This window comes from Paenibacillus amylolyticus (assembly GCF_003719335.1).
Classification (GTDB): Bacteria; Bacillota; Bacilli; order Paenibacillales; family Paenibacillaceae; genus Paenibacillus; species Paenibacillus amylolyticus_D.
The window spans coordinates 221,974-248,102 of sequence record NZ_RIAS01000004.1 but is presented as its reverse complement, the minus strand read 5'-3'; the positions used below and the strand labels follow the sequence as shown (position 1 = coordinate 248,102).

Below are 26,129 nucleotides of genomic sequence, written 5' to 3'. Positions count from 1 at the left end.
ATTCGTTTGTTTATTAAACCTTTGAACGAACCAGAATTGACATCAATCTAAATCATGCACAATATTATCCTGTCGCATCCAGCTCTGCACCCGTTACTTCCTCTTCCGACTCCCAGCATTCAATTTCACCAGGAATATGAATACGATCACGGGTAAAGACAGGATCACGTCCCTCGGCCTTTTGACGCTTATAATCCTTCAAAGCTTCAAAAGTGACTTTAGACAGCATCAAAATGGCAATCAGATTAACCACAACCATCAGCCCCATGAATAAGTCAGCCAAATCCCAAACAAGTTGCACCTTCGCTACCGCGCCGAACAGCACCATGCTAATTACAGCAACGCGATAAATCCAGAGCCAAACTTTGTTAGACTTAATAAATTCAATGTTTGTTTCCCCATAATAATAGTTACCAATCAACGTACTGAAGGCAAACAGGAATACCATCACTGCCAGGAAGCCTGACGCCCACGAACCGATGTGTACACTGAGCGCAGCTTGAGTCAGCTCAATACCACCCAGATCTGAACCCTGATATACCCCGGATAACAAAATAATCATAGCCGTACTTGTGCAAATAACCAGTGTATCTGTCAGAACGCCAAACGCTTGGATCAGACCTTGTTTGACCGGATGAGAGGTATCTGCCGTTGCCGCAGCATTCGGTGCACTACCCATCCCGGCTTCATTTGAGAATAATCCGCGTTTCACGCCATTCATCAGCGCAGCCCCCAGTGTCCCGCCAGCGACCTGTTCGATGCCAAAGGCATTTTTCACAATCAATGCAATCATGGCTGGAAGTTCTGTGATGTTTGCGAGCACGATAAATGCAGCCACACCAATATACAACACTGCGAGCACAACCACGATATATTCTGATGCTTTCGCGATCCGTTTAACCCCGCCCATAATGATACCTGCAAAAACAACGGCCATAATAATACCAACCGTCAAGCGATCCGTTCCAAAAGAGTTCTGGAATGCCACTGTAATGGTGTTGGACTGTACAGCGTTAAAGACCAAGCCGAACGAAAGGGTGATCAGGATAGCAAAAAGAACCCCCATCCATCTTTTTCCAAGCCCCCGCTCCATATAGTAGGCCGGCCCTCCGCGAAATCCGCCTTTGTCCTTAACCTTGTAGATCTGAGCCAGCGTGCTCTCAACAAAGCTCGAAGCCGATCCGATAATCGCAATAATCCACATCCAGAAAACAGCACCAGGTCCCCCTAAAGCTATGGCAAGTGCGATCCCTGTAATGTTTCCCGTACCCACGCGTGCGGCCATACTGATACAAAAGGCTTGAAATGGCGAGATTTTACCCGGTTCCTTGCTCTTTGGCTCTCTGAGCACCTTGACCATATCACCGATCATACGGAACTGCATGAACTTCGTTTTCGATGTGAAATAGACACCGCAGACGACCAGCAGAATGATTAACAGTTTAGACCAGAGAAAATCATTGAAAATAACGACAACATCTTGTATTGTTTGCTCCATCGATACGCCCCTTATTATGATGTATTATAAAAAAAGACTACTGCATTCGTTTCTTATCCCAGCCCTGTGTCTGACCGAGTGTTGTGCTTGAAACAACTGAAAATTTGCAACATTTTACACAACCATAGACTCAGACTAATACATGTTACTTATACTACAAGCGCATCTACCGAAATAGACAAATACCTACATGATTTCTGCACATTTTTTTTGAAAATGCGCCTCTCTCATCCAGTCACTGTCATCTAACCTCACATGTGAGCTTCTATGCAGAATCGCGATTGGGAAGTATGATAGGTGAGGTGCCTCAGGAGATGGAGATAGCCATTATGTGAAGTAAACAAGATTTTATGGCGACAAGAATCGCCGTTTAAATAGAGCTTTTCAAGCAACACCGTGATGAATTGGAAAGGACGTGAAAGATTTGCGTTATTTTATCGTGGATGATGATCCAAGCGTGCGTTCCATGCTAATGGACATTATTGAAGATGAAGGATTGGGTGACATTGCCGGGGAAGCCGAGGATGGAGCACATATTCATGCCGAATTGCTGGAGCTGCATAAGGTGGATGTCCTGCTGATCGATCTGTTGATGCCGCATCAAGACGGGATACAGACCGTTCGTGCGCTTGAAGGAAAGTTCAAAGGCAAGATCGTAATGATCTCCCAGATTGAGTCCAAAAACATGATTGGAGAAGCCTACTCCTTAGGCATTGAGTATTATATTACGAAACCGATTAACCGGCTGGAGATTTTATCCGTGTTGCGCCTTGTTGAAGAGAGACTGCGTATGCAGCAGTCTATAGCGGATATTCAGCGTACGCTACAAGGACTGACGGGTTTACAGACAGGTGAGCGCAAGCAGGCACAGGCTCCGGACAAAACCATTACTACCACAGGTCATTTTCTATTGTCCGAGATGGGCATGATTGGGGAGGCGGGCAGCCGAGATCTACTAGACATGCTGGAATACCTCGAACAACTAGAGACGGAGGAACATAAGCTATCACCTTACACCTTTCCTTCGCTCAAAGACATCTTCCAGCAAGTAGCTCAGCGTAAACTAGGAGAGACTGCCTCGGTTGCAGACATTACCAAAGAGGTAAAAGCATCGGAACAGCGGGTACGCAGAGCCATTTTTCAGACACTGAGCCATGTGGTTTCTCTTGGATTGACGGATTATACCCATCCGAAATTTGAGAACTACGCTTCCAAATTTTTTGATTTTACCGAGATTCGCAAAAAAATGCTCGAACTGCAAAACAACGTGGAGCCCTCACTATCCCAAACCCGTATCAATACAAAAAAATTCGTGCAGGTGTTGTACTTGGAAGCCAAACGCATGCTTCATTAAACCCAAAAGGGCATGAATGATCCACCTTCAAAGCTCTCTCACAGTGATGTGAGATTAGCCCTGACGGCGGTCTTCATGCCCTTCCTAGATTGGGGTTGATGTGCTGCTCTGTTCGCCCAAACCATACAAGTCATATCATGATACATTGTTGCGATATATAGTTGCATTCCCGTTTCATACCACTCTCACGTTCGCGTCTGACTCCGGGATATTCGATTATACTCATTAATCAATTCATCCAGTGCCATTGACTGGCGAATGACTTCAGGATGTCCAAGCCTTCCCTTATTATGCTCCACCAGTTTATGAAGGTTATGCCTGGCTTTTTCTATTTTATTTTTCAAATCCAAACTCATAACCATGGCCCCTGATACCTCCTTCATTTGTGTTCCATTGTAGTGTTTCCTGTCAATCTATAGTTGGATTAACATATGGCATAGGAGACATGGATGTTTTGTATGCTTCTCCAAAATTTGAAAGGGCTAATTTTATTCTAATAGAGATTGGTGAAAAATACCAGATGTAACGCCATGTTGTCACTTTCTCCCCACTCTATACGTAGCCTCTGTTTATGCCTTTTCCGCATGAAAAGGTTTTGTGTCATAATTGTGTATTTTATAAAAATAAACCAAAATGCACCCCTCCAATCTCGAACCCCATAGTTGGTGTCCTTCTGAGAATGGAGAGATGCTCTCGGTTACCTCTTATTTATGTCGGATGAAGCGTTCCTGTTGTTATGCTGACGTATATTTACACATTGGATATCCGTTATTAGATGTGGAATATCAGTTCGTAACTTTCACTTGTATCGTTTCACTTGTAGTCTTCCCATTATCATTAATCCATTCCACTACATATTCATAATCACCGACGGCACGATCTTTGATCTCAACCTTGGCTGTCTGCGCATGAGGAGAAGATGCTGTTAGCGGCTGGCTGTCAATCTCAGTACCATTCTCATACAATCGGTATGATGTGGCATTTGTGCCCCACCACATATTCATTGTGATCGTATAGTTGCCATCTCCATCCCAATTGTCGTGGGACAACTCAGGCTTGGATGGTTCAGCATTACGAACGGTTATCGTCAGCGGCTGACATTCCGTCTTACCTTTGGCATTCGTTAGCTCACACGTATATATATAGGTGCCATTGGCCCGACCTTGAATGGAAGTGGATGCCTTCTGTGCTGCAGGGGTAGATGCAGATAACTTCTGACTATCCAGCAGTTCTCCGTTCTCATAGAGCTTATACTCCGTACCATTATTCCCCCACCACATGTTCATGGTCACCGTATAGGTTCCATCACTAAGCCCGTTTCCGTGACCGTTATTGTCTGACAGAACAGGTACTCCGGGAGCACCGGCAACCTGATCCCCGGCCACTACCGTTATTTCAACGGTTGCCTCGGCGCTCAGTCCTGCACCATTCTCCGCACGAGCCGTAAAGATATGCTTGCCGACAAGCCCAGTCAGTGCAATCTCATCCCCTGACTGCACAATCCCGCCATCCCAAGTCAGCTCCAGACGTGTAATCCCCGATTCAGGGTCTTCAGCCTTCACCTTCACTTGAAGCACATCATCCTCACTCAACTGCTCCGCAGGCATACCTGTTATGACTGGAGGTGTAGTGTCTTCTGGCTCTTGACTGCCACCCACATAACGAATATTCGGTGCCTTGGGTTGCTCCATGTCTGTACCGAGATAAAAGCTGGTGTGTGGCGGCTGGTTATAAGCAACATTTTGCCATGCTACGCCGAGGCGATAGACCGGATCATGCATCAGCGTACGAAGCCGCACGTCGGTCTCATCGGTCGTGGTATAGATCCGCAGCTCGGTGCTGTCTTGACTGCGCCAAATGACTTCCTCACGCCAGTCACCAAACAGATCAGCTTGTAAGCTTGGATTGGCTTTGGTTCCATTGTTGGAAGCAGCCCCTGTTGCTGTCAGCAGGTTAACCGTAGTTTGGTTCTCGTAGTCCCACTTGTCAATTCGAATACCATCCTGCAATTCACGCAGCAAATCTCCGTCCCACCAGATGCCAAAGTTGGTCGAGGAAGGAATTTTGGTTGTAATCAACTCTCCCTTGGCACTGTACAGTCCGGTAATCGGGATATGCTGTTCATTCGTAATTGTGGCTGCCCACACTTCAGCACCCGGATAGTTTGGATCGATATCAGCCGCCATGCCGCGCCCCGTGTCCATCCCCGTGAACACGCCCCACAGCACTTCACCTGTGGCTGCATCTCTCATCTCCATGCCGTATTTCGAGCTTCGATCCTCATGTACCCCGAATACCTCCATGCCCGGACGGGTTGGATCAAGGTCACTCAGATGCATGGCGTCTCCATGTCCCAGTCTTGTGTTGTATAGCGGCTTGCCATCATCATCAATCGCCATCGCTCCGAATGTAATCTCATCCTTGCCATCACCGTCCACATCACCTACAGACAAGTTGTGATTCCCCTGACCTGCGTAGGAACCATAACCCTCATCGTTCGAGTCAAAACGCCATACCTGACTGAGCTTACCATCCTGAAAATTGTAAGAAGCAAGCACCGTACGTGTGTAATACCCGCGGCTAAACATCGCACTCGGATGCTCCCCGTCCAGATAGGCAACAGCCGCAAGGAAGCGGTCTACACGGTTTCCGTATCCGTCCCCCCATGCAGCAACATCTCCGCGCGGCGGATCATACTTCACCGTATCCAGCGCCGCCCCGGTCTCTCCATCAAATACGGTTAGAAACTCATCACCCAGCAGCACATATCCGGAGCTGTTACGATGATCTGCATTCGCATCCCCGATGACTTTCCCTTGTCCGTCAACGGTTCCGTCTGCGGTCTTCATCATCAGTTCAGTGCGGCCATCTCCATCAAAATCATAGACCAGAAACGGTGAGTAATGTGCACCTGCCCGGATATTCGGCCCCATATTGATCCGCCAGAGACGGGTTCCGTCCAACTTGTAGGCATCCATATATACGATGCCGGTAATGCCGGCCTGAGAATTATCCTTGCCGTTATTCGGCGACCACATGAGTACAATTTCGTACTCGCCGTCTCCATCCACATCCCCGACACTGGCATCCCCTGCGTAATAGGAATACGGCTGCCCGTCTTTGGTATACGCATCGGCAGGTTTCTGCAGCGGCACAGACAGGTATTGCTCCTGCCATACACCGAACTCTTTCGTCGCTGGCTTCTCTATTCCATTTTCTACCGTTGTAACACGGTATTTAGAGCTGTCCACACCTTCGGCATCCGTATAGTTCGTGCTTCCTGTCAGCGGCTCTGCGTTAAGCTTCACATCATCACGATACAGATTGAAAGCGATCGAATCCGCATCCAGGCCCAGCATGCGCCAACCGATGTAGTTGCCTTGCCCCGTTTTCACCGCAACCGGTGCACGATCCAAATACTCCATGGCCCGGTTCAGCGTTGTGGCTACCGGAGTTTCAAGCACGCTGGACAGCTCGGATATGCCACCTGCATTCACTGAGGCCACTTTATAATAATAAGGAACCGTACTAAGAATGGTGGAGTCTTTATACGAAGTTTCCTTGGTCCGACCAATCATCTCATACGGCCCACTCTGGCTTTTGGAACGATAGATTTGGTAAAATCGTGCACCAGTAGCTTCATTCCATATGAAGGAGACATCGTTTTTCTGGATCTCTTGTAACGCCAGCCCGGAAGGTGCTTCCGCTTTCGTTACACTCGGGTCAATTGTAGATACGTTCAGTGCATTGGATGCCAGCGACTCCATTCCTGTCTGATCCACTGCCGATACTGTGTACACGTAGTTCATCCCAAGTTCGATCTGGTTATCTGTGTAGGCAGGATTATCAACTGTAGCAAGCAATTCGGGTTTAGTTGCTCCGGCAGATTGCCGATAGACCTTGTACTGTACATCTCTAGCAGCTGCCTCCCACGACAATACTGCACGGATCGGATCACTGTTCAGATCGAGTTCATCCAGTTGAAGCCCGGATGGAGCCATAAAGGTTGGTGTGATCTCCAAACCGTTCAGATGCGCGGTCTGTCCACTAAACACCAGATTCATCTGACCATCCTGAACCTGGACATCGTTGATCACTTTTTCTGCGATATTCTGTGCACCGGAAGATACCGTCCCATAGTCCTTGCCCTCGATATTGATATTGGTTCGAGCGGAGCCGATCCAGTCCCCAATGTAGGCTTTAACCGAATAACCGCCATTCGGCATATCTACCTTAAACTCATAATTCCCGCCAAAATAGATGACGAAGTCACGGCGCAGCGCATCCGTGGCACTGCCACGATCCCGATCGGCCATATTGGCCGAAGAGGTAAGGCCATATCCTCGCTCCGGCGTGTATAACGTATTTCGAGTCACTTCGTTATACCCTTCTGCGACCGGAGAGCCCACTGGACCGAAGTCGTATCGATATGCAGCCGATTTCGTTGTGAAACTCACCTCGTCCGAAGGCTCGGATTCGCCTCGACCATTCACGGCAGTCACACGTACCATGTAGGTCTCACCTTCGGTAAGGCCAGATAAGGTCATGGTTGGAACCGTTGCTGTTCCAGCAAGCGTATACGCAGATGCTGGCTCGGAGGACAGCTTGCGATAGATTTTGTAGATATCCGCTGTATCATCTGCTGTCCATTTCAATACAGCACCGGCATTGCTGATGCTGCCAGCTTTCAAACCGCTTGGTTTCACCGGAACCTCGGCAGGCACTTCAGCATCTTTCACTGCATCCGCCAATGGAATATCAAGTTCACGCACCGCACCCGCTACCATTCTTGCGATCTGAATGGCACCATACTCCTGAAAATGCGTATTGTCAGCAACTCCGTTAGGGAACGCCTGATAAATCCCCGGTGCAACATGCAGGAACACCGACAACGTAGCCTCAGGCCCAATCGAGTCATAATACTCAACACTGAGTCTGCTCAGATCGATCAGAAGCACATCGTTTTCGGACGCTACCTCTTTGGCTGCCTGAACATATTCAGGGAAGGAAACATTGAATTTGCCCGCACTTGCATTGAAGTCCCTGCGCCCCATCGGCGTTACCAGAATCGGCGTTGCCCCCCGTTGCCGCACACCGTCTATGTAGGTTTTCAGATAGATTTTGTAATCGGCCGGGGAAGCGTAGCGGTCAGGCACACTGATGGTGGCATCATTATGTCCGAACTGTACAAATAGATAGTCTCCTGGACGGATCACTCTCAGAATTTCATCCAATCTCCCTTGAAAAATAAATGACTTGGAGCTGCGTCCGCCAATGGAATGATTTTTGATCTCCACAGAGTCATTGAAAAAGGAAGGGAACATCTGCCCCCAGCCCGCTTGCGGTTCCCAATACGGATTGTAGGTTTGCATCGTGGAGTCCCCTGCCAGATACAGAACAGGTTTGCTTCCGGCATCACGCTCAGCTTGCTTGGTAATAACCAGTGCATTCAAATTCGCAGCAGCACCGGAGAAGACCAGATTCATCTGACCATCCACCAATGCGATATCAAAATTCATCTCCAAATACTCGCCTGCAGCCTTGCTGTTCAGCTGCACCTTGTTCATGCTTTCTACATCTATTGCAATCTCTGTAGCTCCGGCTGCATCCCCGGCAACAAGCGAGACCGTATAGTCACCGTTCGGCAGATCCACGTTGAATTGTCCACCTGCAGCAAATGTTGCAAAATCAGACTTGATCGGATCACTCGTTCCACGGTCCTGCACCGTCACCTTAGATGCATCCGCAAAACCATATCCCCGTTCCGTTGTATAAACTGCATCCGCCCCCACACCGGTATACCCCTCCGCCACAGCCCCTGATCCAAAATCATATTGATAAACGGTTGTTTCCCCCGTATCAACAGCTGAATCCGGTTCTGCCGCACTTACTGCTGTCGTGCCAAAGAATGCACTCCATCCCAAGCTGGAAATCGTAAATATAAATATCAGCAAAATCAAGCCCAGCTGTCGTGTCTGTTTTGCAATCATCTACACCCACCCTTTCGTTTCTTCAACATGTCCTTCCACTTCCCTTATCATCATGACCTTGCACTTCTTGATCGTGGAATACGTACAGACTTTCCTGCTGAATTCAAATAAGTAAGCGCTTGCATTTTGTTGGTTTACAACCTTCCTCCGCTACTTACGACCCTCTCCGTCCTTCCCTGGTTCCGATTCCAGTTCCCCCTTTCCTGCCGCAGTTTATGCCGCCACTCTCAGGCTCGGCCGAACTGCAGATTTGATTTCCCCTCGATACTAACGTTAAATTTCTGGAAATAACATGTAATTATCCGTCTTTTTTCACCACAAACCCGATATATTAAAGCCAACCCATTCAACTGACTGTCACATAAGCAACCGTTTTCCGCTGTTTCAGGTAATAAATCCCCTTTCCTTAACCGGGCCATTCGGTTACAATAGGGCGATATGTGTGTCCGGGTCCGGCGGATGCCAAATGAAGTTCGAGGATGGCCTGTACAGGTTCATCATCCAGATTTGATATTATTGGAGGCTTATCAACACCATGCAAACCGAGTCACAGACTAAAGTCAAAATCATAAACGCCGATCCCAGCGCGATGGGATTATTTGGGCTTGCGATCGTAACCCTTGTCGCGTCTTCCCAAAAGCTCGGCATTACCGACGGACTTAGCTACGCTATTCCGTGGGCGATCTTCCTGGGTGCTTTCGCCCAACTATTCGCATGTATTCAGGATTCCAAACGCAACAACACCTTCGGTACCACTGCTTTCGGTGCGTATGCCTTCTTCTGGTTCGCCATGGGTGCCAACTGGATGATTAAAATGGGTGTGTTCGGCTCTACTCTCGCTGAGCAGACCGATGGCAAGCAGCTTGGATTTGCTTTTGCCGGATACCTGATCTTCACCTTGTTCATGACGATTGGCGCCGTTGAAGCCAACAAAGTGTTGCTTATCATTTTCATTCTGATCGATTTCTTGTTCCTTGGTCTGACCTTTGACGCTTTTGGCGTAGCACCACATATCTTCCATACAATCGCTGCATACGCTGAGATGGCGATTGGCATTGTGTCCCTGTATGGTACAGGTGCTTCCGTTCTGAATGCTCACTTCGGTTATGCTTTCCTTCCGATCGGCAAACCGTCCGGTATTTTCAGACCTAAGGCTTAATATACAGATTGATGTTCCACCGCCTGCGCGCCGGTCCGCGCCTGGCGGTTTTTTCGTATAAGCGAGTCTCATACCTCTACATTTGAATATGATTCTGACCGACACCTATACTAGGGAGAAAGAATCCGCAAGAAATGCTGCATTAGAAATACAGTGATGGTGGCCATACTGCAAGGAGGAAGAGACATGAGAGAGATACCGAAACCTACGGAGATGGATCAAACGGAGAGAAAGTATGTACGTGAAACGCGTTGCTTCAAAACGGCACGGGTGTTCCCGACAGATGTTAACAATCACAACACCTTGTTTGGCGGCAAGTTGATGTCCTACATTGACGATATTGCCTCCATCGCAGCCTCCAAGTTGTGCAGGGTAAATACCGTTACTGCATCAACCGACTCTGTCGATTTTTTGTACCCGATTAATCCTACAGACTCCGTAACACTTGAATCATTCGCGACGTGGACTGGTCGCAGTTCCATGGAAATTTTCGTGAAAGTCATTCGTGAGGATCTGAAGACGGGGGAGAAAAAAATCGCGGCGACAGCCTTCCTGACCTTTGTAGCTCTGGATGAAAACAACCGCAAACTGATTGTTCCCCGGATCATTCCCGAGACCGAAGAAGAGAAAAAGCTGTACGAGACTGCACCTGACCGGGCAGCTATGCGGAAACAACGGCGGGAAGAAAGCAAAAAGTTCGCTGACTTCCTGACCGTAACGTATCCTTGGGAATAAGCACAGAACAGAGCAAATGAAAGAGGAAATAGTACCTTACGCTGAAATATACAATTCGAAGTAACACGAGTGTTACCAAATTCAATGAACAGATTAACCAGATGATGCCGGATAGATCGATATCGTTCTGCTATCCGGCAACTCTCCTCCCATAGAAACACACCACTGTTGATAGAGACGGAATGCCGCCCCACTCTCTATATGCTGTTTACAGGTATATATCCCTTGCTCAATGGAAGGGACACGCCCTGCAACATATAGACGAAAGCCCGCATTCAACAACACCTGATTCACAAATGTGAGATGACCCTCACCACGCAGCACACTCTCGGCCACTTCAACCTGCTTCGCCGCGGTCCAGATCATATCCGGCACAGGCATATCCAGATCGTAGATTGAAGGATCTACGAGTTCAAGCTTCATCTCACCATTTTCCACAGCATATACACGTGTAGGACGATCAATGTATAGATCCTCCGACCCTTCCATACCTTGAACAACATAAGCACGTTGATACTGAAAACGAGTAAGAAGCTTGGCTATTCGATCCAGAAACGTATTATGAAACACCCCAAAAACAAGATAAGGCGAATGATTATAATCAATCAGCTTCTCGGCTGTATTCAGTACCGTCCGAAAACCCAGTTCTTCCCGTAATGGGCGAAGTCTGCGAAGCGGCTCACACCAGTCTTCTGCAGAAACATACATTACACCTGTATGGAGAGCAGCACTCCGGGCATTTTCCCGGTCCATCCTTCGTGTATCAATCCCTGCCTCTCTCAATACAACAGACAATGTAACTCCCCATTTGGGCGGTAAAGGTTCACTACCGTGTAGCGTAACCGGCAAGCCCGTTGCTGCCAGTACAAATGCCACAGGATATGTTGCCATAAATGACTTGGTTCGTCCGTCGTAAGGACCTGCACAATCCAAACTATCCTGAAATACGGAGGAACGCTCCGCACTGTTCCGGCACGCATGGACAAAGGCTTCCATTTCCTCGACATTCTCCATCTTCATCCGTTCTGCCATAAGAAATGCAGCCGTCTGGGCAGGAGAAACTTGCTGTTTCAATATATTCTCGGCAACGATGAGTGCCTCTGCATAATTCAGATCACGCGAACCTCGTTTGCCGCGCCCTACCTCTCTGAGGATCTGAGACATATCCATAGAGCATCCTCCTCCCAATTATGACTGGAGCAGTTGATGTGCTTTCACAATCGCTGTAGCTACATCGACCATCCGTTTGCGTTCATCCATCGCTTTTTTGCGTAACAAATCATAGGCTTCCGATTCGGAGATCTGCTTTAAATCACATAAGATCGCCTTCGCCATATCAATCCATTTCCGATCTTCCAGTCTGGATTGCAGTTGCTTCCGCTCCTGATCCCATTGCTTGCGTTCCATATAACGCCGCGCAGCAAAGTGCAGCGTCCAGTGAATTTCCGGCCCAGCCATGGACGGTGTAATGATGCCATCAAACGAGGTGTCAACCTCGCAGTCATGGGCAGAGGAAGATGCTGTATCTGGAGCACACCACCAGAGAAGCGGAGTATCCGACTTCTCCTCAACCAGCCGCTTTACCCAATAAGCCACGTCCGCAAGAGACAAATGCAGGATGGAGGCATCGACTTCACGAGCAAGCTTCATCACTTCATCCTCACTGTCCGAGACCTGCACATGATAACCAACCGCTCCCAGCAACTTCTCTGGTGTCAGAGGGATTGCTTCGGACGAGCCGGCCGGAATGGGTTGTACTCGGATGACCAATATGGATCGCATGATGGATCAATCCCTCCTTATATTGATATACAGACCCCGTGCTCGCTTTTAATACATTAACACACGAAAGCGATATAATGTCATGTTACCTGACAAAAAACAAGAAATAAACATCTATATTTCAAAATCTCAGGGTACTCTGAAGTATTCATGCGAGGCGCCGCGAGATACAACTTGATCCTCGGTCTAATCTCAACGGGTTAAAGTGGAACAAATCATGGATTCACTGTGTTCACCATGGCATATTTCCTACATTATATAACGTTTCAGAAGCATAAAATGGAGTTTTTTTCTTATTTTTATTATTTAGAGCCATATTCTCCGTTTCCGATTCAGATTTTCTTTAAACTCATGTAAACATAATTAACTTCAAATTTCAAATACTTTTTTATGTTAACTATATTGACACGAATAGATCATTATTTTATAGTTAACCCATAAGAACTCTATAACTGAAGGATCACTCACAGTTACAACGGCGTAGCTGGTTGAAACGGCAATGAAGCCTGTTTTGCAAATTCGGAGATAAGGGATGCGTATGTATATGCGCAGTCCTCCGAGGCATGACAGGCTTTTTCGATTTTTAAGAACAGGCGAAGGCAGTGTAGTACACAGAATACAGAAATGGATCTGAGGGGGCTAACCACAATGAGTACAACGAAAAAACTGGTGCTGGTCGGCAATGGTATGGCGGGAATTCGTACAATTGAGCATATTGTGAAACTCGCACCACATGCGTATGACATTACCGTCTTTGGCGCAGAGCCGCATCCAAACTACAACCGAATCATGCTATCTTCCGTTCTCGCAGGCGGAACATCCATTGAAGATATCGTGATTAACGACTGGAGCTGGTATGAAGATAACGGTATCCATGTCTATCCGGGTGACCCTGTCGTGCAGATTGATACGGTACGCAAGGAAGTTGTATCTCAGAATGGAGTTCACGCATCCTATGATGAGCTGATTATGGCGACAGGTTCACAGGCATTCATTCTGCCTCTCCCAGGCGCGAATAAAGAAGGGGTCATCGGTTTCCGTGATATTAAAGACTGTGAAACGATGATGCAAGCATCCCAGAAATATCGTAAGGCCGCAGTGATCGGCGGCGGATTGCTCGGTCTGGAAGCTGCCCGCGGACTATTAAATCTGGGCATGGACGTGACCGTCATTCATATTAACGGACATCTGATGGATCGAAATCTGGATCTACCTGCTGGATTAATGCTTCAGCGAGAGCTTGAGGAGCAAGGCATGAAGTTCCTTTTGAACAAACATACCGAAGAGATTACAGGCAAAGGCCGCGTTAAGGCCCTTCGATTCACCGATCAAACGGTGCTTGAGGCAGACCTCGTCGTGATGGCGGTCGGTATTCGCCCGCAGATTGAACTGGCGCGAAACAGCGGCCTGGACGTTAATCGCGGGGTCATCGTGGATGACTATATGCATACCAGTATCCCTGGAATCTCTGCTGTAGGAGAATGTGCGGAACATCGCGGTATTGCCTATGGACTCGTAGCTCCGTTATATGAACAAGGTATGGTTCTTGCCAAACGGCTCGCTGGTGCAGCAACCGAAGGATACGAAGGATCGGTCACTTCAACCAAGCTGAAGGTTTCGGGAGTCGACGTATTCTCTGCCGGACAATTCAAGGACTCACCGGACACACGCAGCATTCGCATCCAGGATGATGTAGACGGTGTATACAAAAAAATGGTGATCAAAGACGGCAAGCTCGTCGGAGCAGTGTTGTTTGGTGATACGACCGATGGCGCATCTCTCTTTTCCTTAATTAAGAGCGGTGAGGACATCAGCGGCCGTGAAAAAGAAATTCTGCTCGGCGCGCCTTCTGGCGGTTCCGGATCCGGCCCGTCTGTAGCAGAACGCATGGCTGCCATGCCGGATGATGAGATCATCTGTGGCTGTAACGGTGTAACGAAAGCTGCCATCGGCGATGCTGTTCTCAATAAAGGATGTAACACCGTCGGTGCTATCAAATCCTGTACGAAAGCTTCTGCTTCCTGTGGAGGATGTAAACCAATCGTGGAGTCATTGCTCACCTATTATGCAGGGGACAACGTAGGCGAGCAAACCAAAGAAGGTATTTGCGGCTGTACTTCGTATGACCGGGATGAAATTGTAGCACAAATCAAGGAGATGGGCCTGAAAACCGTCAAAGAAGTCATGAACGTACTGGGCTGGGATGAGCCAGAAGGCTGCTCCAAATGTCGCCCTTCCCTTAACTACTACCTTGGCATGATCTGGCCTACGGAATATGAGGATGAGCGGGTATCCAAATTCACGAATGAACGTTACCATGCCAATATCCAGAAGGACGGCACCTATTCAGTTATTCCGCGGATTTACGGTGGTGTAACATCCCCGGCAGAACTGATCAAGATCGCAACAGTTGCAGAGAAATATGATGTGCCGATGGTCAAATTCACAGGTGGACAACGACTCGATTTGCTTGGCGTACAGAAGGAAAATCTGCCGAAGATTTGGGAAGAGCTCGATATGCCTTCCGGCTTCGGTTACGGCAAAGCATTACGTACAGTAAAAACATGTGTCGGTAATACGTTCTGCCGTTTCGGTACACAGGATTCGATCGAAATGGGCATTCGCCTGGAGAAAAAACTCGACAAGATGGTCGCTCCAGCGAAAGTAAAACTGGCAGTCTCCGGATGCCCGCGGAACTGCGCGGAAGCTACCATCAAGGACCTCGGTGTCGTAGCCATTGATGGAGCCTGGGAGCTTCATGTCGGCGGCAACGGCGGTGTGAAGGTTCGCGCAGCCGAGCTGTTATGCACGGTGAAAACGGATGCTGAAGTCGAAGAGTGGACTTACGCTTACCTGCAATACTATAGAGAGAACGCAAGATGGAATGAGAGAACAGCGGCGTGGATTGAACGGGTAGGTCTGGATCATGTGAAGGAGGCTCTGGCGGACCGCGATGTACGTCTCGCACTGGTGGAACGTCTGGAAGTGACATTGGGTCACACGGTAGATCCTTGGAAAGAGATTATTGAAGATGAGAAATTGCGTAAAAACTTCACCCCACTGTCCGGTGCAGAACCGGTAGCTCACTAGAAGAGGAGGATCAGCGATGAGTAAATTTCGAATTGGGCATCTGGCCGACATTGATGAAAAAGGAGCTCGTACCTTTCTGGTCGAGGATACCGAAATTGCCGTTTTCAAACTGAGTGACGGCAGCCTACATGCCGTAGAGAATCGCTGCCCTCACAAGGGCGGCAAGCTATCGGAGGGCATGGTCTGCGGCACAGCCGTTCACTGCCCGCTGCATGACTGGAAGATTGATCTGCGAAGCGGCAAAGTACACGAACCGGACGATGGTTGCTTGAACACATACAAAACAGAAGTGGACGGAGATAGCGGGGATATCTATATTACGATTGCAGGTTAACTAAATGGTTGGCTTGACAAGGCAATGCTGACAGAAGGAGGGGTGCACGATGGATTTTGTTAAACCTGCAGAAGTCAATTATAGGAACACGGTCATGAGCCGGGGGTTGGTAAGTATCATTGGTGCCGGCCCTGGTGATCCCGAACTGATTACAGTCAAAGCCCTGAAACGTATTCAGTCCGCTGATGTCATTATGTATGACCGACTTGTCACAGATGAATTAATTGCTGAGGCGCGGGATGGCGCTCTCCGCATTTACTGTGGCAAAGCTCCTGGGCTTCACTCCATGAGCCAGGAAATGATTGGACGTATGCTGGCTTCTCATGCAGCAGAAGGCAAACACGTTGTCAGGCTTAAAGGTGGTGACCCGTTCATCTTCGGCCGTGGCGGTGAGGAAGCGCTGATGCTGGCGGAATCCGGTATCCCGTATGAGATTATTCCAGGCATCACTTCGGCTGTTGGCACCTCCGCTTCTTCGCTCATTCCACTAACCCATCGCGGGGTCGCTTCTTCTTTTGCCTGCGTAACGGGAACTGGCAGTGATGGAACTGTATCCTCTGTTCGCTGGGACCTGCTTGCCCATAGCGTAGATACACTTGTAATTTACATGGGGATAAGCCAGTTGTCACAGATTCAGCAAGAGTTGCTTCGTCATGGCAAAGCGGGGCATACGCCAGCAGCACTAATTGAGCGCGGAACGACAAGCGAAGAACGAATTGTTACAGGCACACTTGCCGAACTGCAGACATTAGCAGATAGGCATCGTATCTGTAATCCAGCTTTAATTATGGTTGGAGAGTCTGTCCTTATTCGCGAACAACTGCTCCAGATGCAGCGCGCTGCATCTGCTTCAATGACGGGCTAACCTTCAGTTGTACGTAAGCCCCCGTAGCGGAAGGCATTCACACAGCATTAGCATGTATTTGCATGTATTAGTCCAGCAGCATTCGCTCATTCATTGTCCGGCCCTTCTGTCCTGGTTCAATCAGCAGACGGGTCGGTTTGATGTTAATGAGAGCTGTCAGCTGTTCCCCCATGTAATGAGCGGAGTATTTGAACCCTGTTTCTGCCCAATGCATAATAACCCCCACGGTTGCTGATACGAGATAACTTAACATGATGTCATAATTGATCACTTGCTCACTATCTTCAGTCACCAAAATGAAGTCCTGAGTAAGGTAATTTCGGAACACATTGTTGATCCTGAGCGCCATATCCCCATGCATCGTCATCAAAGCCTTGAATTGATCCTGATGGTTTTCAATATATTCAAACACAGGCATAGTCGACGGTAACAGTCCGGTCATATCCACTTCTGTAAGATTAGCATAAGGCACGGCGTAAGCCTGTCCTAATCCTTGCAGGAAATCTTCCAGAAGGAATTGCAGCAGCTCCGGTTTTCCGGGAAAATGCAAATAAAAAGTCCCCCGATTATAATCCGCCCGTTCCGTGATATCTCGTATGGTGAGGGCATCGGCCCCCTTCTCCAATATTAAAGACACCGCCGCAGCGATGATTGCATCCTGCGTTCTTCGTGCTCTCCGATCCTGAGGATGTTCGATAATCAACAATTCCGCCTCCTTTGTCCATTATTGTAACCTAAATGAACAACGCTTACATCTGTGTTCAATAGCTGACATTTACGCTGTCAATGATTATTGTCACATGTTTATGTATATCTTAACATTAAGACAGGAGCTAAAAACGACAGGTTTTCAGCTTTGGAAGATTACCTGCCCATTATATATTATAAGGAGACGATTCAATCATGAGTACATCCTACACACAAACCGCTGTAATTACAGGAGCTGCCGGAGGTATTGGTAAAGAGCTTGCACGTCGCCTGGCTGAACGTAAAATTAATCTGGTATTGGTTGATTTGAACGAAGAAGCGATTGCCAAAACGATTGCTGAATTGAATCTCGATCAAGAGCATGTCATTGCGGTCAAAGCCAACGTATCCGATGAAGCAGATGTTAAAAATTATGTGCAAAAAGCACTGGATGCCTTTGGACGTATCGATTATTTTGCCAATAATGCTGGTATTGAAGGGCCTACAGGTCTGATCGAAGACCTCAGCGTTGAAGCACTCGACACGGTATACAACGTAAATATTCGCGGGGTATTCCTGGGTCTGCAAAACGTCATTCCTGTGATGAAAAAACAAAAATCCGGTGCGATTCTGAATACCTCTTCCCTTGCTGGTCTGATGGGCGCTCCGGCGGTATCTCCATATATTATGTCCAAACATGCCGTTGTTGGTCTCACACGTACCGCTGCTAACGAACTGGCACCTTTCAACATTCGTGTTAACGCCGTATTGCCAGGTACAATCAACACACGTATGATGCGCCAGATCGAAGCTAACTCCGGCAACGTGGAAGATTACCAATCCGCTACAGTATCCGCCATTCCAATGGGCCGTTACGGTGAACCGGAAGAAGTTGCAGCTGTGATGAATTTCCTGCTGTCCGAAGACGCATCCTACGTTACAGCATCCCTTTACACCGTAGATGGCGGTATGATGGGACAATAATAGGTAATTGATGGTTGGTAACACCAACATCATTGGCACATGGGCGGACGTATAGTAGAACCTACGGGTGCGTACTCTACGCGATGTCCTCGGGCGAGATGCCCTATAGTTTGTAGAGAGTAGCGTGTAGCGAAATTTTACTGACATCAGGCCAAGCCCAAAGTTTTTTACTTCCACACCGCTTGTTTGATGCTAAAAGACCTCGACACCACCATTAGGGGAATCCCCGTTGTGTGAAGTTGAGGTCTTTTTCTTATATGCAATAGCTGCGCTCTCATCCGGTGCTAATTCACTACGCTAGCGATCACCAGGAACCTTATTTCAGTAAAAACACCCTATTTTCAACAAAAATGACCTTCTACTCCGAAAATAACGTCTCTCTTGATCGTTAGATTTAAAAACATCCGAAAACACCTAAATAGCGTCGCTGGTGATCGTTAGAATTTTTAATCCACGTATCCCGCGTGACCCTTGTCCATCAAATAATCCATTTCCGCATCCAAAATACTTTCTACAGTCAGTTCGTCGAGTTTCACATCTTTACGGCTTAAAATGTAGTCAGCCAGATCGTCACCGTCGATATCGACGTCTTTGCCTTTGGCATTCTCATGCGCCTTGTTGATGTAGGCTTGCTCATGCTTTAATACGAGTTCGATATTTGTCTTGCTCGCCTTTGTTTTGTCTGCGATATATTGCATCATTTCCTGCTCATTAATTTCGTTGTTGTCTGCCACAATAGTTCATCTCCTCGGTTATCCTTCTTGCTGTCATTGTAGCATAGGTTATCCCATTACGGGCGGAAGTTATGCCCAAGCCTCTGAAAATGAGCTTAGCCGATACTCCCGCCGCACATCATCGTAGACTTGGCCTTCTTAACAGCAGTCCACCCTATGCCCTTTTACGATAACCTCACGTAAAATGTCGCCCCCTCGCCCACAACACTTTTGGCGTAAATCTCTCCCTTATGTTGCTCTACAATAGACTTGGCAATTGCCAGACCCAGGCCATGCCCGCCGTGTTTGCGTGCTCGGGATGCATCCGTGCGATAGAAACGGTCAAAGATCCGTTCCAAATGCTCCGGCGCGATCCCCTCCCCTGTATTGGAGATGGTCAGCATGACATCGTGATTCTGCTTCTGGAGTTTAATGTTCACAGCCCCTTTTGGCCCAGAATATTTCACGGCGTTATCAAGCAAGATCAGAACAACCTGCTTGATCTGCTCCGGGTTTCCGTGAACCATCAGATCAGGATCAATGCTGTAATCGAGGGTAATATTTTTTTCGAAAATCACGGCTTCCATTGGCAAAATAATACTTTCCACCGCATCACTCATATTAAACTTGGTGTGGATGAGGGTGGAACGCGAGTCGTCCATCTGAGTCAGATACAGCAGATCATTCGTTAGTCCAGACATCCGCTCGGTTTCTGATTTGATATAGTGAAGCCATTTGGCCTGGCTTTCAATGGTCTCCTCGTGGTTCGCCAGCAACACATCCGTATTCGTATGAATGATGGCTAGCGGTGTCTTCAACTCATGGGAGGCATCGGCGATAAACTGTTTCTGTTTCTCAAACGCTTCACGCACAGGTGCAATAGAACGGTTAGCAAAATAACGACTTAGGAAGTAGATGACGATCAACATAATCAGCCCAACCACGGTGAATGTGTAAATCAAATTGGTCAGGATCCCCTGTTGCGCGGTCACGTCCATGAAAACAATCATATGTCCGTCTCCACTTGGATCAGCCACATAGGCCCAGTCCGTGCCATCCAGTGCGAATTGTCCAGTCCACCGATTACTGTCACCTTGGCCGGTTTTCTCCTGGTCTACTTTTTGTAGCGCTTGTGTGTAAAAAGAGTCCTCCATATCAAACCGCGAATGGGTGTCGGTTATCTTCCACTCGTTATCGGTCTGGATCATAAAAGAAACCGACCGGGCAGGAGGTGCACTGGAATCTCCACCCGGTCGATACCCACCAAAGTTCCCACCGTTCATGCCGTTGTTGCCCCCGCCCCTACCCGGAGAAGAGGGTACAGTTGCCGATCCTGAATTCGCTCCTTCGTCAGCATCGGAGCCAGTACCTGAACTAGAACTTGAAGTAGAACCTGTATCCGTTGTTACTCCCGACCCCGAGTTCGTTCCCGTTCCTGTTCCTGCTCCCGCTCCCTCACTTTGCCCTTCACCTCGTGACTGTTGAGCACCCAAACCAAAGGGACTATGGTAGAAATCGGACACCTTGTACAGCTCCATATTCGTTTCGCGTTGCACATTCTGGTACGTAATGGTGTAGATCGTTACAAAGGCCACCAGCATCATAATCGAGATCGACACCAGATTGACAATCAGGAACCGGTTACGGAGTTTGTTAAACATCAGCTCGTCACCTCAAGTACGTATCCTACGCCCCGAATCGTATTAATGCGAACAGCCGAATTCAGGAAGATTAGTTTTTTGCGTAAGAAAGAAATATAAACCTCCACGTTGTTATACTCGACATCCGAGTCGAATCCCCATAATTTCTCGATGATCTGCTCTTTGGAGGTGATCGCTTGTTTGCGGGTGATCAGCAGTTCCAGCAACTCGTTCTCCTTTAGATTTAATTTGATCTCCTTGCCCTGTGCACTCAGCTTCAACTGCGTGGTATTCAGTTCGATATCACCAAACTTTAATCCATCCTCAGGGATCACTTCCCCTTTACGTCTCAAGGCTGCCCGAATCCGGGCAAGCAATTCTTCCGTGGCAAAAGGCTTCGCAATATAATCATCGGCACCGTAATCGAGGCCGGATACTTTGTCCGACAGTTCTCCTTTGGCTGTCAGCAAAATAACCGGCGTATGATTCCCCTCGCTGCGCAGCGTTTGAAGCACTTTGATGCCATCCATTTCCGGCATCATAATGTCCAGCAGTAACAGGTCGTAGATGCCGCTCTGCGCATAATCCAGTCCGGATCTGCCGTCGTGGACCATGTCCACGGAGTAGTTGTTTTTTTTCAAAATCTGCGATACGGCCTCTGCCAGATGAACCTCATCTTCCGCTATTAAAATTCTCATCCTCTATTCATCCTCTGCTCACGATGGTTTGTATGTCCTTATTCTATCAATTAAACCTTGAATCAACCTTAATAATTGGAACACCCGCACGATATAGATGAAGGCAAAGAAATGTTAACGCAATGTAAAACCATTTAAGATTCATTCAAGGTTGCTTCGTTAAGATACAGACAGGGCAGCAACACACAACAAACCAAACATAATCAAAACATACACCAACTTATCCATACCCGAAAGGACTGAACCATCATGGCGATTGAAGTATTCAACCGATATGAGAGCAAGTACCTGTTGACCGATGAGCAATACCAGCATTTTTACAGCGATCTGTTACATTACATGGAACTGGATGCCTACAACAAAACACATGAGTTTTACTCCATCAGTAATCTGTACTTCGACACACCGCAGGATTCTCTGATTCGAGCGAGTCTTTCCAAACCGAAATACAAAGAAAAGCTGCGCTTACGTGCCTATGGAATACCCGAAGAGAATGCAAAAGTATATCTGGAGATCAAAAAGAAAGTGTTCGGCCTCGTCAACAAACGCCGAACGGCGCTGAAGCTGGACGAAGCTTATGATTTTGTTCGCTCGGGACTAGCGCCAGAGCTGGCCGACTACATGAACCCGCAGGTGCTGGAAGAGATCAAATATTTTCTCAGGCTCTACGATCTCGAACCTAAAGTTTATCTGGCATACGAACGCAAAGCATTGTTTGACAAGAACAGCCGCGATCTTCGCATTACCTTTGACACTAACATTCGCAGCCGCAGATATGATCTGAAGTTGGAACAAGGAGATTACGGTGAACCGCTCGTGAAGGACGGGCGCTGGCTCATGGAAGTCAAAGCCGAAAAAACCGTTCCGATGTGGCTCTCCCAATTGCTGTCGGAGCACAGGTTGTACCGAACTGGATTTTCCAAATACGGCAATGAATACAGACATCTGGTGAGAACCACCAATCTGAATTATCAGACGGAACGCGGGCTTATCCCTGGTACCGATTTCAATCCTAATGATGCGACCGCGGCTGCTTCACAAGAGAAATTAATTCGAGAAAGAGAGCGTGTATTATATGCTTGATACCCTTTTCAGCTCCGCCCTAGACGATTCAACCTTGAGTTTCAGCAGTGCTGTCATCACGATCGGACTTGCCATCCTTCTAGGACTTATCATCAGTTTTACCTATATGAAAACCAATCAAGCCACTTACTCACAAAGCTTTACGCTGACGATGGTTGTGCTTCCCGTGATCGTTGCGATTATTATTCTGTTGATCGGCAGCAATATCGCCCGGGCATTCAGCTTGGCGGGAGCCTTCTCCATCATTCGTTTCCGCAGCGCACCTGGTGATCCGAAAGACATTGCTTACGTTTTGTTCACGATGGCATCCGGTCTGGCTTGTGGTGTGGGGGCTTTTGGTTACGCTGTTCTGTTCACCGTTATTCTGTGTGTGCTGATGTTTGTACTGAACCGATTTAACTTTGGCGGGAAGAAGAGTACGCAGAAAACACTCAAGGTTACCATTCCTGAGAATTTGAGCTATGAAGAAGCGCTGAACGAAGTATTCCATACCTTTAAAGTCCCATTTGATCTGAAAAAAATCAGAACGACCGAACTGGGTAGTCTGTATGAACTGGTCTACAACGTCACGATTCACGAGAGCGTGAATCAGAAGCAATTTCTGGATGCCATCCGTACACGGAACGGCAACCTGGATATCTCGTTAACGATGAGTCCAACGACAGAATATTAAATTTGGAAGATTCGCTTGCTCGCTTATTCGATTGACCCATTATGATTTGGAGAGGAACGATATATATGAAGAAGAACAATTCTCAGAAACGTAAAAACATGATTACAGGCAGCAAACTGTGGTCCATCGCCATGATTACCAGCTTGCTCGCAGCATGCAGTGCTCCAGCAACGACAAGCAGCACAGCAAATGCAGCCGTCTCCACAACTGGAACAACCAAAATCGTATCCGTCAGCGAGTCTACGTCCGTGAAGTATGCTGATCTGGTCTCACTCGATGCCGATGATACAAATGTCAGCTGGACTGAAGCGGAATCGACCATGATTAAGCTGAACGGTACGACAGCAACCGTAACCGGGTCCGGTGCGAAGGCAGCGAGCGGTTCGGTTACTATCTCCGAAGCAGGCACTTATGTGTTGAGCGGTGAGCTAACCAACGGCCAAATTGTGGTCAACGTCGCTGATAAAGGCGTGGTACATCTCGTGTTAAACGGCGCAACCATTCATGACAATGACAGTGCAGGAATCTATATTCAAAAGGCAGGAAAAGCGGTAATCACGCTTGAAAAAGGAACTCAAAACGCCGTTTCTGATGGTAAAACATACGTATATGCCGACAGCAGCACCGATGAGCCGGATGCGGCCATCTTTAGCAAAGCCGATCTTACGTTTAACGGTGCGGGTCAGTTGACCGTCACAGGCAACTATAATGAAGGGATCACAAGCAAAGATGATCTGAAAATCATCAGCGGTTCCATTAACGTCAAGGCAGCTGACGACGGCATCAAAGGCAAAGATATGGTTGCCATTCAGTCAGGTACCATTACGGTTGATGCAGCGGGTGACGGCATTAAGTCAACCAATGATACAGATGCCAGCAAAGGGTTTGTCGCAATTGCAGACGGCACCTTCAACATTCAGAGCGGCAGCGATGGCATTCAGGCGGAAACCGCACTTGTCACCGATGGCGGTACGTATAACATCGCGACGGCTGGCGGCAGTGCGAATGCACCTGCCAAGGTCGAAGAAGGTCCCGGCGGTGGTGGATTCGGCGGAGGCCGTGGTGGATTCGGTGGTGATGGTGCAATGAATGGCGGAACGCCTCCAACCGATATGGGCACACCACCAGATGGTAAACCGCCTGCCGACATGCCAGCGATGCCAAATAGCAATGGCTCGAACACAGGTACACAAGCAGGTACAGGTAAGAGTACGAATGCAACGACGACTACAGAGGAAGAGTCTATAAGCGCCAAAGCGCTTAAAGCAGGAACCAATCTCACCGTCAATGGCGGAACATACACAATTGATTCTATGGATGATTCCTTGCACAGCAATAGCAATGTGACAGTAAACGATGGGACTTTCAACATTCAGTCCGGGGATGACGGTATTCATGCCGATCAGGCGCTGACTATTAACGGTGGAACCATCAAGATTGTGAAAAGTTATGAAGGACTCGAAGGGGCAATTATCACCTTGAATGACGGGGAAGTGGACGTAACAGCATCAGATGATGGGGTGAATGCCGCTGGCGATGAGGCAACAACAAGTAGCACAACAGCAACTACATCGGGAAAAGATACAAATAACAGCAGTTCTGTTATCGACACAAACAAATCAGTAGATACAGATACTGACACAAACTCTGCTAACTCCACTGGAACGACGGGTACCACATCCACGTCAAATCACTCGGTACAAGATACAGATGCAAGTCAGCAGAACCGCGGCCCTGGCGGTATGCCAGGTGAATCATCAGGCAATAACGAACTTCACATCAACGGCGGAACTCTTACCGTAAATGCTGGTGGTGACGGCCTCGATGCCAATGGTTCCATCACAATGACGGGCGGAACGGTTATCGTGAATGGCCCAACGAATAATGGGAACGGGGCACTGGATTATGACGGAACGTTTGTAATCAGCGGCGGATATCTTGTTGCGGCGGGAAGCTCTGGCATGGCGCAAGGCACTTCCGATGCTTCAACGCAAAATACAATCGTGATGACCTTCCCTGAGACACAAAAAGCCGGAACACTGGTTCATGTTCAGGATAGCAAAGGCAACAATATCCTGACGTTTGCACCAGCTAAAGATTACCAAAACGTAGTCGTTAGCTCACCTGATCTCGCAAAAGATGGATCTTATGTCATCTTCTCTGGCGGAACATCGACAGGCAAAGCGGTGGACGGGCTCTATACTGGCGGTACCTATAGCGGCGGAACCCAAATCGTTGCCTTCCAATCCACAAGCAATGTGACCTGGGTGAATGAATCGGGCGTAACGACAGCCCGCTCCGGCATGGGTGGTTTCGGTGGCGGCAATGGACAAGGCGGATTCGGCGGTGGGAGAAATCGTTCGCAGTCCGGTACATCTACGGATACAATGGGTACGACAAGCACAACTGGAACTACAGGAACTACGGATTCGGCAAAGTAACCAAATTCAATAAGCTGTTTGAATAGATGGCAGTTGCCATTGCCTGACCTCAGTAAATTAAAAAGTCCGGCTCTGATTTCACAATCAAGTTGAAATCAGAGCCGGACTTTGCTTGTTTTTCCCATAGGAAAATAAGTCATCTAACAGAACCCTGTCATCTTAACGCAAATATGGATATATATTCTAAAGGTTGCTTAGCTGGTTTCCAATTAACTATGACACTGGAGGAGCGTTCTTTTTACGCAGATAAGTTACATTCTTGGATAAAGGAACATACTTAATTGGGCAACAGCTGAGAACAACTTCAATCGGGTATGGAAACCAAGCCGCGTGATTCACTATATGGCTCAAGGATGAAATCAGGGTATCGAAAGCATCGAAAGCTCAGGTTTTCACGTCAGAA

Annotated in this window: 19 protein-coding genes; 10 read left to right on the top strand and 9 right to left on the bottom strand. The window is 47.9% G+C overall.

Annotated elements, in window-relative coordinates; all coding sequences use genetic code 11:
• Positions 1-64: 64 nt before the first annotated feature.
• Positions 65-1,498: an alanine/glycine:cation symporter family protein gene (locus EC604_RS09790; RefSeq protein ID WP_123063993.1), complete on the bottom strand. Its 1,434-nt coding sequence runs from the start codon at positions 1,496-1,498 to the stop codon at positions 65-67.
• A gap of 424 nt (positions 1,499-1,922) precedes the next feature.
• Between EC604_RS09790 and EC604_RS09785 the strand changes: the two genes are divergently transcribed.
• Positions 1,923-2,852 carry a response regulator gene (locus EC604_RS09785; protein ID WP_123063992.1) on the top strand — a complete coding sequence of 310 codons (930 nt, stop codon included), beginning with the start codon at positions 1,923-1,925 and terminating at the stop codon, positions 2,850-2,852.
• Between the two features lie 185 nt (positions 2,853-3,037).
• Here EC604_RS09785 and EC604_RS09780 read toward each other — a convergent pair whose 3' ends face one another.
• Positions 3,038-3,214: an aspartyl-phosphate phosphatase Spo0E family protein gene (locus EC604_RS09780; RefSeq protein ID WP_123063991.1), complete on the bottom strand. Its 177-nt coding sequence runs from the start codon at positions 3,212-3,214 to the stop codon at positions 3,038-3,040.
• 423 nt (positions 3,215-3,637) lie between these two features.
• Positions 3,638-8,842, bottom strand: a complete 5,205-nt coding sequence (locus EC604_RS30810) for a fibronectin type III domain-containing protein (protein WP_123063990.1) — start codon at positions 8,840-8,842, stop codon at positions 3,638-3,640.
• Positions 8,843-9,377: 535 nt separating this feature from the next.
• On the opposite strand from EC604_RS30810, the gene EC604_RS09770 reads away from it, so the two are divergent.
• The gene (locus tag EC604_RS09770; RefSeq protein WP_123063989.1) at positions 9,378-10,001 is read left to right on the top strand and encodes an acetate uptake transporter; all 624 of its coding nucleotides are present in this window, start codon (positions 9,378-9,380) and stop codon (positions 9,999-10,001) included.
• 186 nt (positions 10,002-10,187) lie between these two features.
• A complete protein-coding gene (locus EC604_RS09765) occupies positions 10,188-10,736 on the top strand; it encodes an acyl-CoA thioesterase (RefSeq protein ID WP_186331743.1) in 549 nt (182 codons plus the stop codon).
• A gap of 93 nt (positions 10,737-10,829) precedes the next feature.
• Here EC604_RS09765 and EC604_RS09760 read toward each other — a convergent pair whose 3' ends face one another.
• Positions 10,830-11,906: an anthranilate phosphoribosyltransferase gene (locus tag EC604_RS09760; RefSeq protein WP_123063988.1), complete on the bottom strand. Its 1,077-nt coding sequence runs from the start codon at positions 11,904-11,906 to the stop codon at positions 10,830-10,832.
• A gap of 18 nt (positions 11,907-11,924) precedes the next feature.
• A complete protein-coding gene (locus EC604_RS09755; RefSeq protein WP_123063987.1) occupies positions 11,925-12,518 on the bottom strand; it encodes an ANTAR domain-containing response regulator in 594 nt (197 codons plus the stop codon).
• A gap of 648 nt (positions 12,519-13,166) precedes the next feature.
• Here EC604_RS09755 and nirB point away from each other — a divergent pair.
• From nirB to cobA, 3 genes are read left to right on the top strand one after another with little or no spacing between them, the layout of a single operon-like run.
• Positions 13,167-15,608 carry a nitrite reductase large subunit NirB gene (gene nirB / locus EC604_RS09750; RefSeq protein WP_123063986.1) on the top strand — a complete coding sequence of 814 codons (2,442 nt, stop codon included), beginning with the start codon at positions 13,167-13,169 and terminating at the stop codon, positions 15,606-15,608.
• 16 nt (positions 15,609-15,624) lie between these two features.
• A complete protein-coding gene (nirD, locus tag EC604_RS09745; protein ID WP_123063985.1) occupies positions 15,625-15,942 on the top strand; it encodes a nitrite reductase small subunit NirD in 318 nt (105 codons plus the stop codon).
• A 49-nt stretch (positions 15,943-15,991) separates the two neighbouring features.
• Complete coding sequence (gene cobA, locus EC604_RS09740; RefSeq protein WP_240036758.1) at positions 15,992-16,807, top strand: uroporphyrinogen-III C-methyltransferase; 816 nt, start codon at positions 15,992-15,994, stop codon at positions 16,805-16,807.
• Between the two features lie 67 nt (positions 16,808-16,874).
• Here cobA and EC604_RS09735 read toward each other — a convergent pair whose 3' ends face one another.
• On the bottom strand, positions 16,875-17,510 hold the full coding sequence (locus tag EC604_RS09735; RefSeq protein ID WP_161556900.1) for a TetR/AcrR family transcriptional regulator: 636 nt from the start codon (positions 17,508-17,510) through the stop codon (positions 16,875-16,877).
• Positions 17,511-17,710: 200 nt separating this feature from the next.
• On the opposite strand from EC604_RS09735, the gene EC604_RS09730 reads away from it, so the two are divergent.
• Positions 17,711-18,478, top strand: coding sequence for an SDR family NAD(P)-dependent oxidoreductase (locus EC604_RS09730; protein ID WP_123063983.1), 768 nt, complete (start codon positions 17,711-17,713; stop codon positions 18,476-18,478).
• Between the two features lie 446 nt (positions 18,479-18,924).
• Here EC604_RS09730 and EC604_RS09725 read toward each other — a convergent pair whose 3' ends face one another.
• The 3 genes from EC604_RS09725 to EC604_RS09715 all read right to left on the bottom strand — a co-directional run bounded on the left by EC604_RS09725 (position 18,925) and on the right by EC604_RS09715 (position 21,529).
• On the bottom strand, positions 18,925-19,179 hold the full coding sequence (locus EC604_RS09725) for a hypothetical protein (RefSeq protein WP_123064172.1): 255 nt from the start codon (positions 19,177-19,179) through the stop codon (positions 18,925-18,927).
• Between the two features lie 197 nt (positions 19,180-19,376).
• On the bottom strand, positions 19,377-20,852 hold the full coding sequence (locus EC604_RS09720; protein WP_123063982.1) for a sensor histidine kinase: 1,476 nt from the start codon (positions 20,850-20,852) through the stop codon (positions 19,377-19,379).
• Complete coding sequence (locus tag EC604_RS09715; protein WP_123063981.1) at positions 20,852-21,529, bottom strand: response regulator transcription factor; 678 nt, start codon at positions 21,527-21,529, stop codon at positions 20,852-20,854. The genes EC604_RS09720 and EC604_RS09715 overlap by 1 nt, the downstream gene beginning before the upstream one ends.
• Positions 21,530-21,778: 249 nt before the next feature.
• Here EC604_RS09715 and EC604_RS09710 point away from each other — a divergent pair, with 249 nt between their 5' ends.
• The 3 genes from EC604_RS09710 (at position 21,779) to EC604_RS09700 (ending at position 25,726) form a co-directional block, all read left to right on the top strand.
• Positions 21,779-22,612: a polyphosphate polymerase domain-containing protein gene (locus tag EC604_RS09710; protein WP_123063980.1), complete on the top strand. Its 834-nt coding sequence runs from the start codon at positions 21,779-21,781 to the stop codon at positions 22,610-22,612.
• Positions 22,605-23,285, top strand: coding sequence for a DUF4956 domain-containing protein (locus EC604_RS09705; RefSeq protein WP_123063979.1), 681 nt, complete (start codon positions 22,605-22,607; stop codon positions 23,283-23,285). Before EC604_RS09710 ends, EC604_RS09705 begins: the two co-directional genes overlap by 8 nt.
• 65 nt (positions 23,286-23,350) lie before the next feature.
• Entirely contained in the window at positions 23,351-25,726 is a 2,376-nt protein-coding gene (locus EC604_RS09700) for a carbohydrate-binding domain-containing protein (RefSeq protein WP_123063978.1), read from the top strand.
• Positions 25,727-26,129 lie beyond the last annotated feature (403 nt).

What these genes read in the sequence shown, in the direction of transcription:
- EC604_RS09790 (WP_123063993.1), bottom strand. Translation starts at nt 1,498, where the DNA reads ATGGAGCAAACAATACAAGATGTTGTCGTTATTTTCAATGATTTTCTC.
- EC604_RS09780 (WP_123063991.1), bottom strand. Translation starts at nt 3,214, where the DNA reads ATGGTTATGAGTTTGGATTTGAAAAATAAAATAGAAAAAGCCAGGCAT.
- EC604_RS30810 (WP_123063990.1), bottom strand. Translation starts at nt 8,842, where the DNA reads ATGATTGCAAAACAGACACGACAGCTGGGCTTGATTTTGCTGATATTT.
- EC604_RS09770 (WP_123063989.1), top strand. Translation starts at nt 9,378, where the DNA reads ATGCAAACCGAGTCACAGACTAAAGTCAAAATCATAAACGCCGATCCC.
- EC604_RS09765 (WP_186331743.1), top strand. Translation starts at nt 10,188, where the DNA reads ATGAGAGAGATACCGAAACCTACGGAGATGGATCAAACGGAGAGAAAG.
- EC604_RS09760 (WP_123063988.1), bottom strand. Translation starts at nt 11,906, where the DNA reads ATGGATATGTCTCAGATCCTCAGAGAGGTAGGGCGCGGCAAACGAGGT.
- EC604_RS09755 (WP_123063987.1), bottom strand. Translation starts at nt 12,518, where the DNA reads ATGCGATCCATATTGGTCATCCGAGTACAACCCATTCCGGCCGGCTCG.
- nirB (WP_123063986.1), top strand. Translation starts at nt 13,167, where the DNA reads ATGAGTACAACGAAAAAACTGGTGCTGGTCGGCAATGGTATGGCGGGA.
- nirD (WP_123063985.1), top strand. Translation starts at nt 15,625, where the DNA reads ATGAGTAAATTTCGAATTGGGCATCTGGCCGACATTGATGAAAAAGGA.
- cobA (WP_240036758.1), top strand. Translation starts at nt 15,992, where the DNA reads ATGGATTTTGTTAAACCTGCAGAAGTCAATTATAGGAACACGGTCATG.
- EC604_RS09730 (WP_123063983.1), top strand. Translation starts at nt 17,711, where the DNA reads ATGAGTACATCCTACACACAAACCGCTGTAATTACAGGAGCTGCCGGA.
- EC604_RS09725 (WP_123064172.1), bottom strand. Translation starts at nt 19,179, where the DNA reads ATGATGCAATATATCGCAGACAAAACAAAGGCGAGCAAGACAAATATC.
- EC604_RS09720 (WP_123063982.1), bottom strand. Translation starts at nt 20,852, where the DNA reads ATGTTTAACAAACTCCGTAACCGGTTCCTGATTGTCAATCTGGTGTCG.
- EC604_RS09715 (WP_123063981.1), bottom strand. Translation starts at nt 21,529, where the DNA reads ATGAGAATTTTAATAGCGGAAGATGAGGTTCATCTGGCAGAGGCCGTA.
- EC604_RS09710 (WP_123063980.1), top strand. Translation starts at nt 21,779, where the DNA reads ATGGCGATTGAAGTATTCAACCGATATGAGAGCAAGTACCTGTTGACC.
- EC604_RS09705 (WP_123063979.1), top strand. Translation starts at nt 22,605, where the DNA reads ATGCTTGATACCCTTTTCAGCTCCGCCCTAGACGATTCAACCTTGAGT.
- EC604_RS09700 (WP_123063978.1), top strand. Translation starts at nt 23,351, where the DNA reads ATGAAGAAGAACAATTCTCAGAAACGTAAAAACATGATTACAGGCAGC.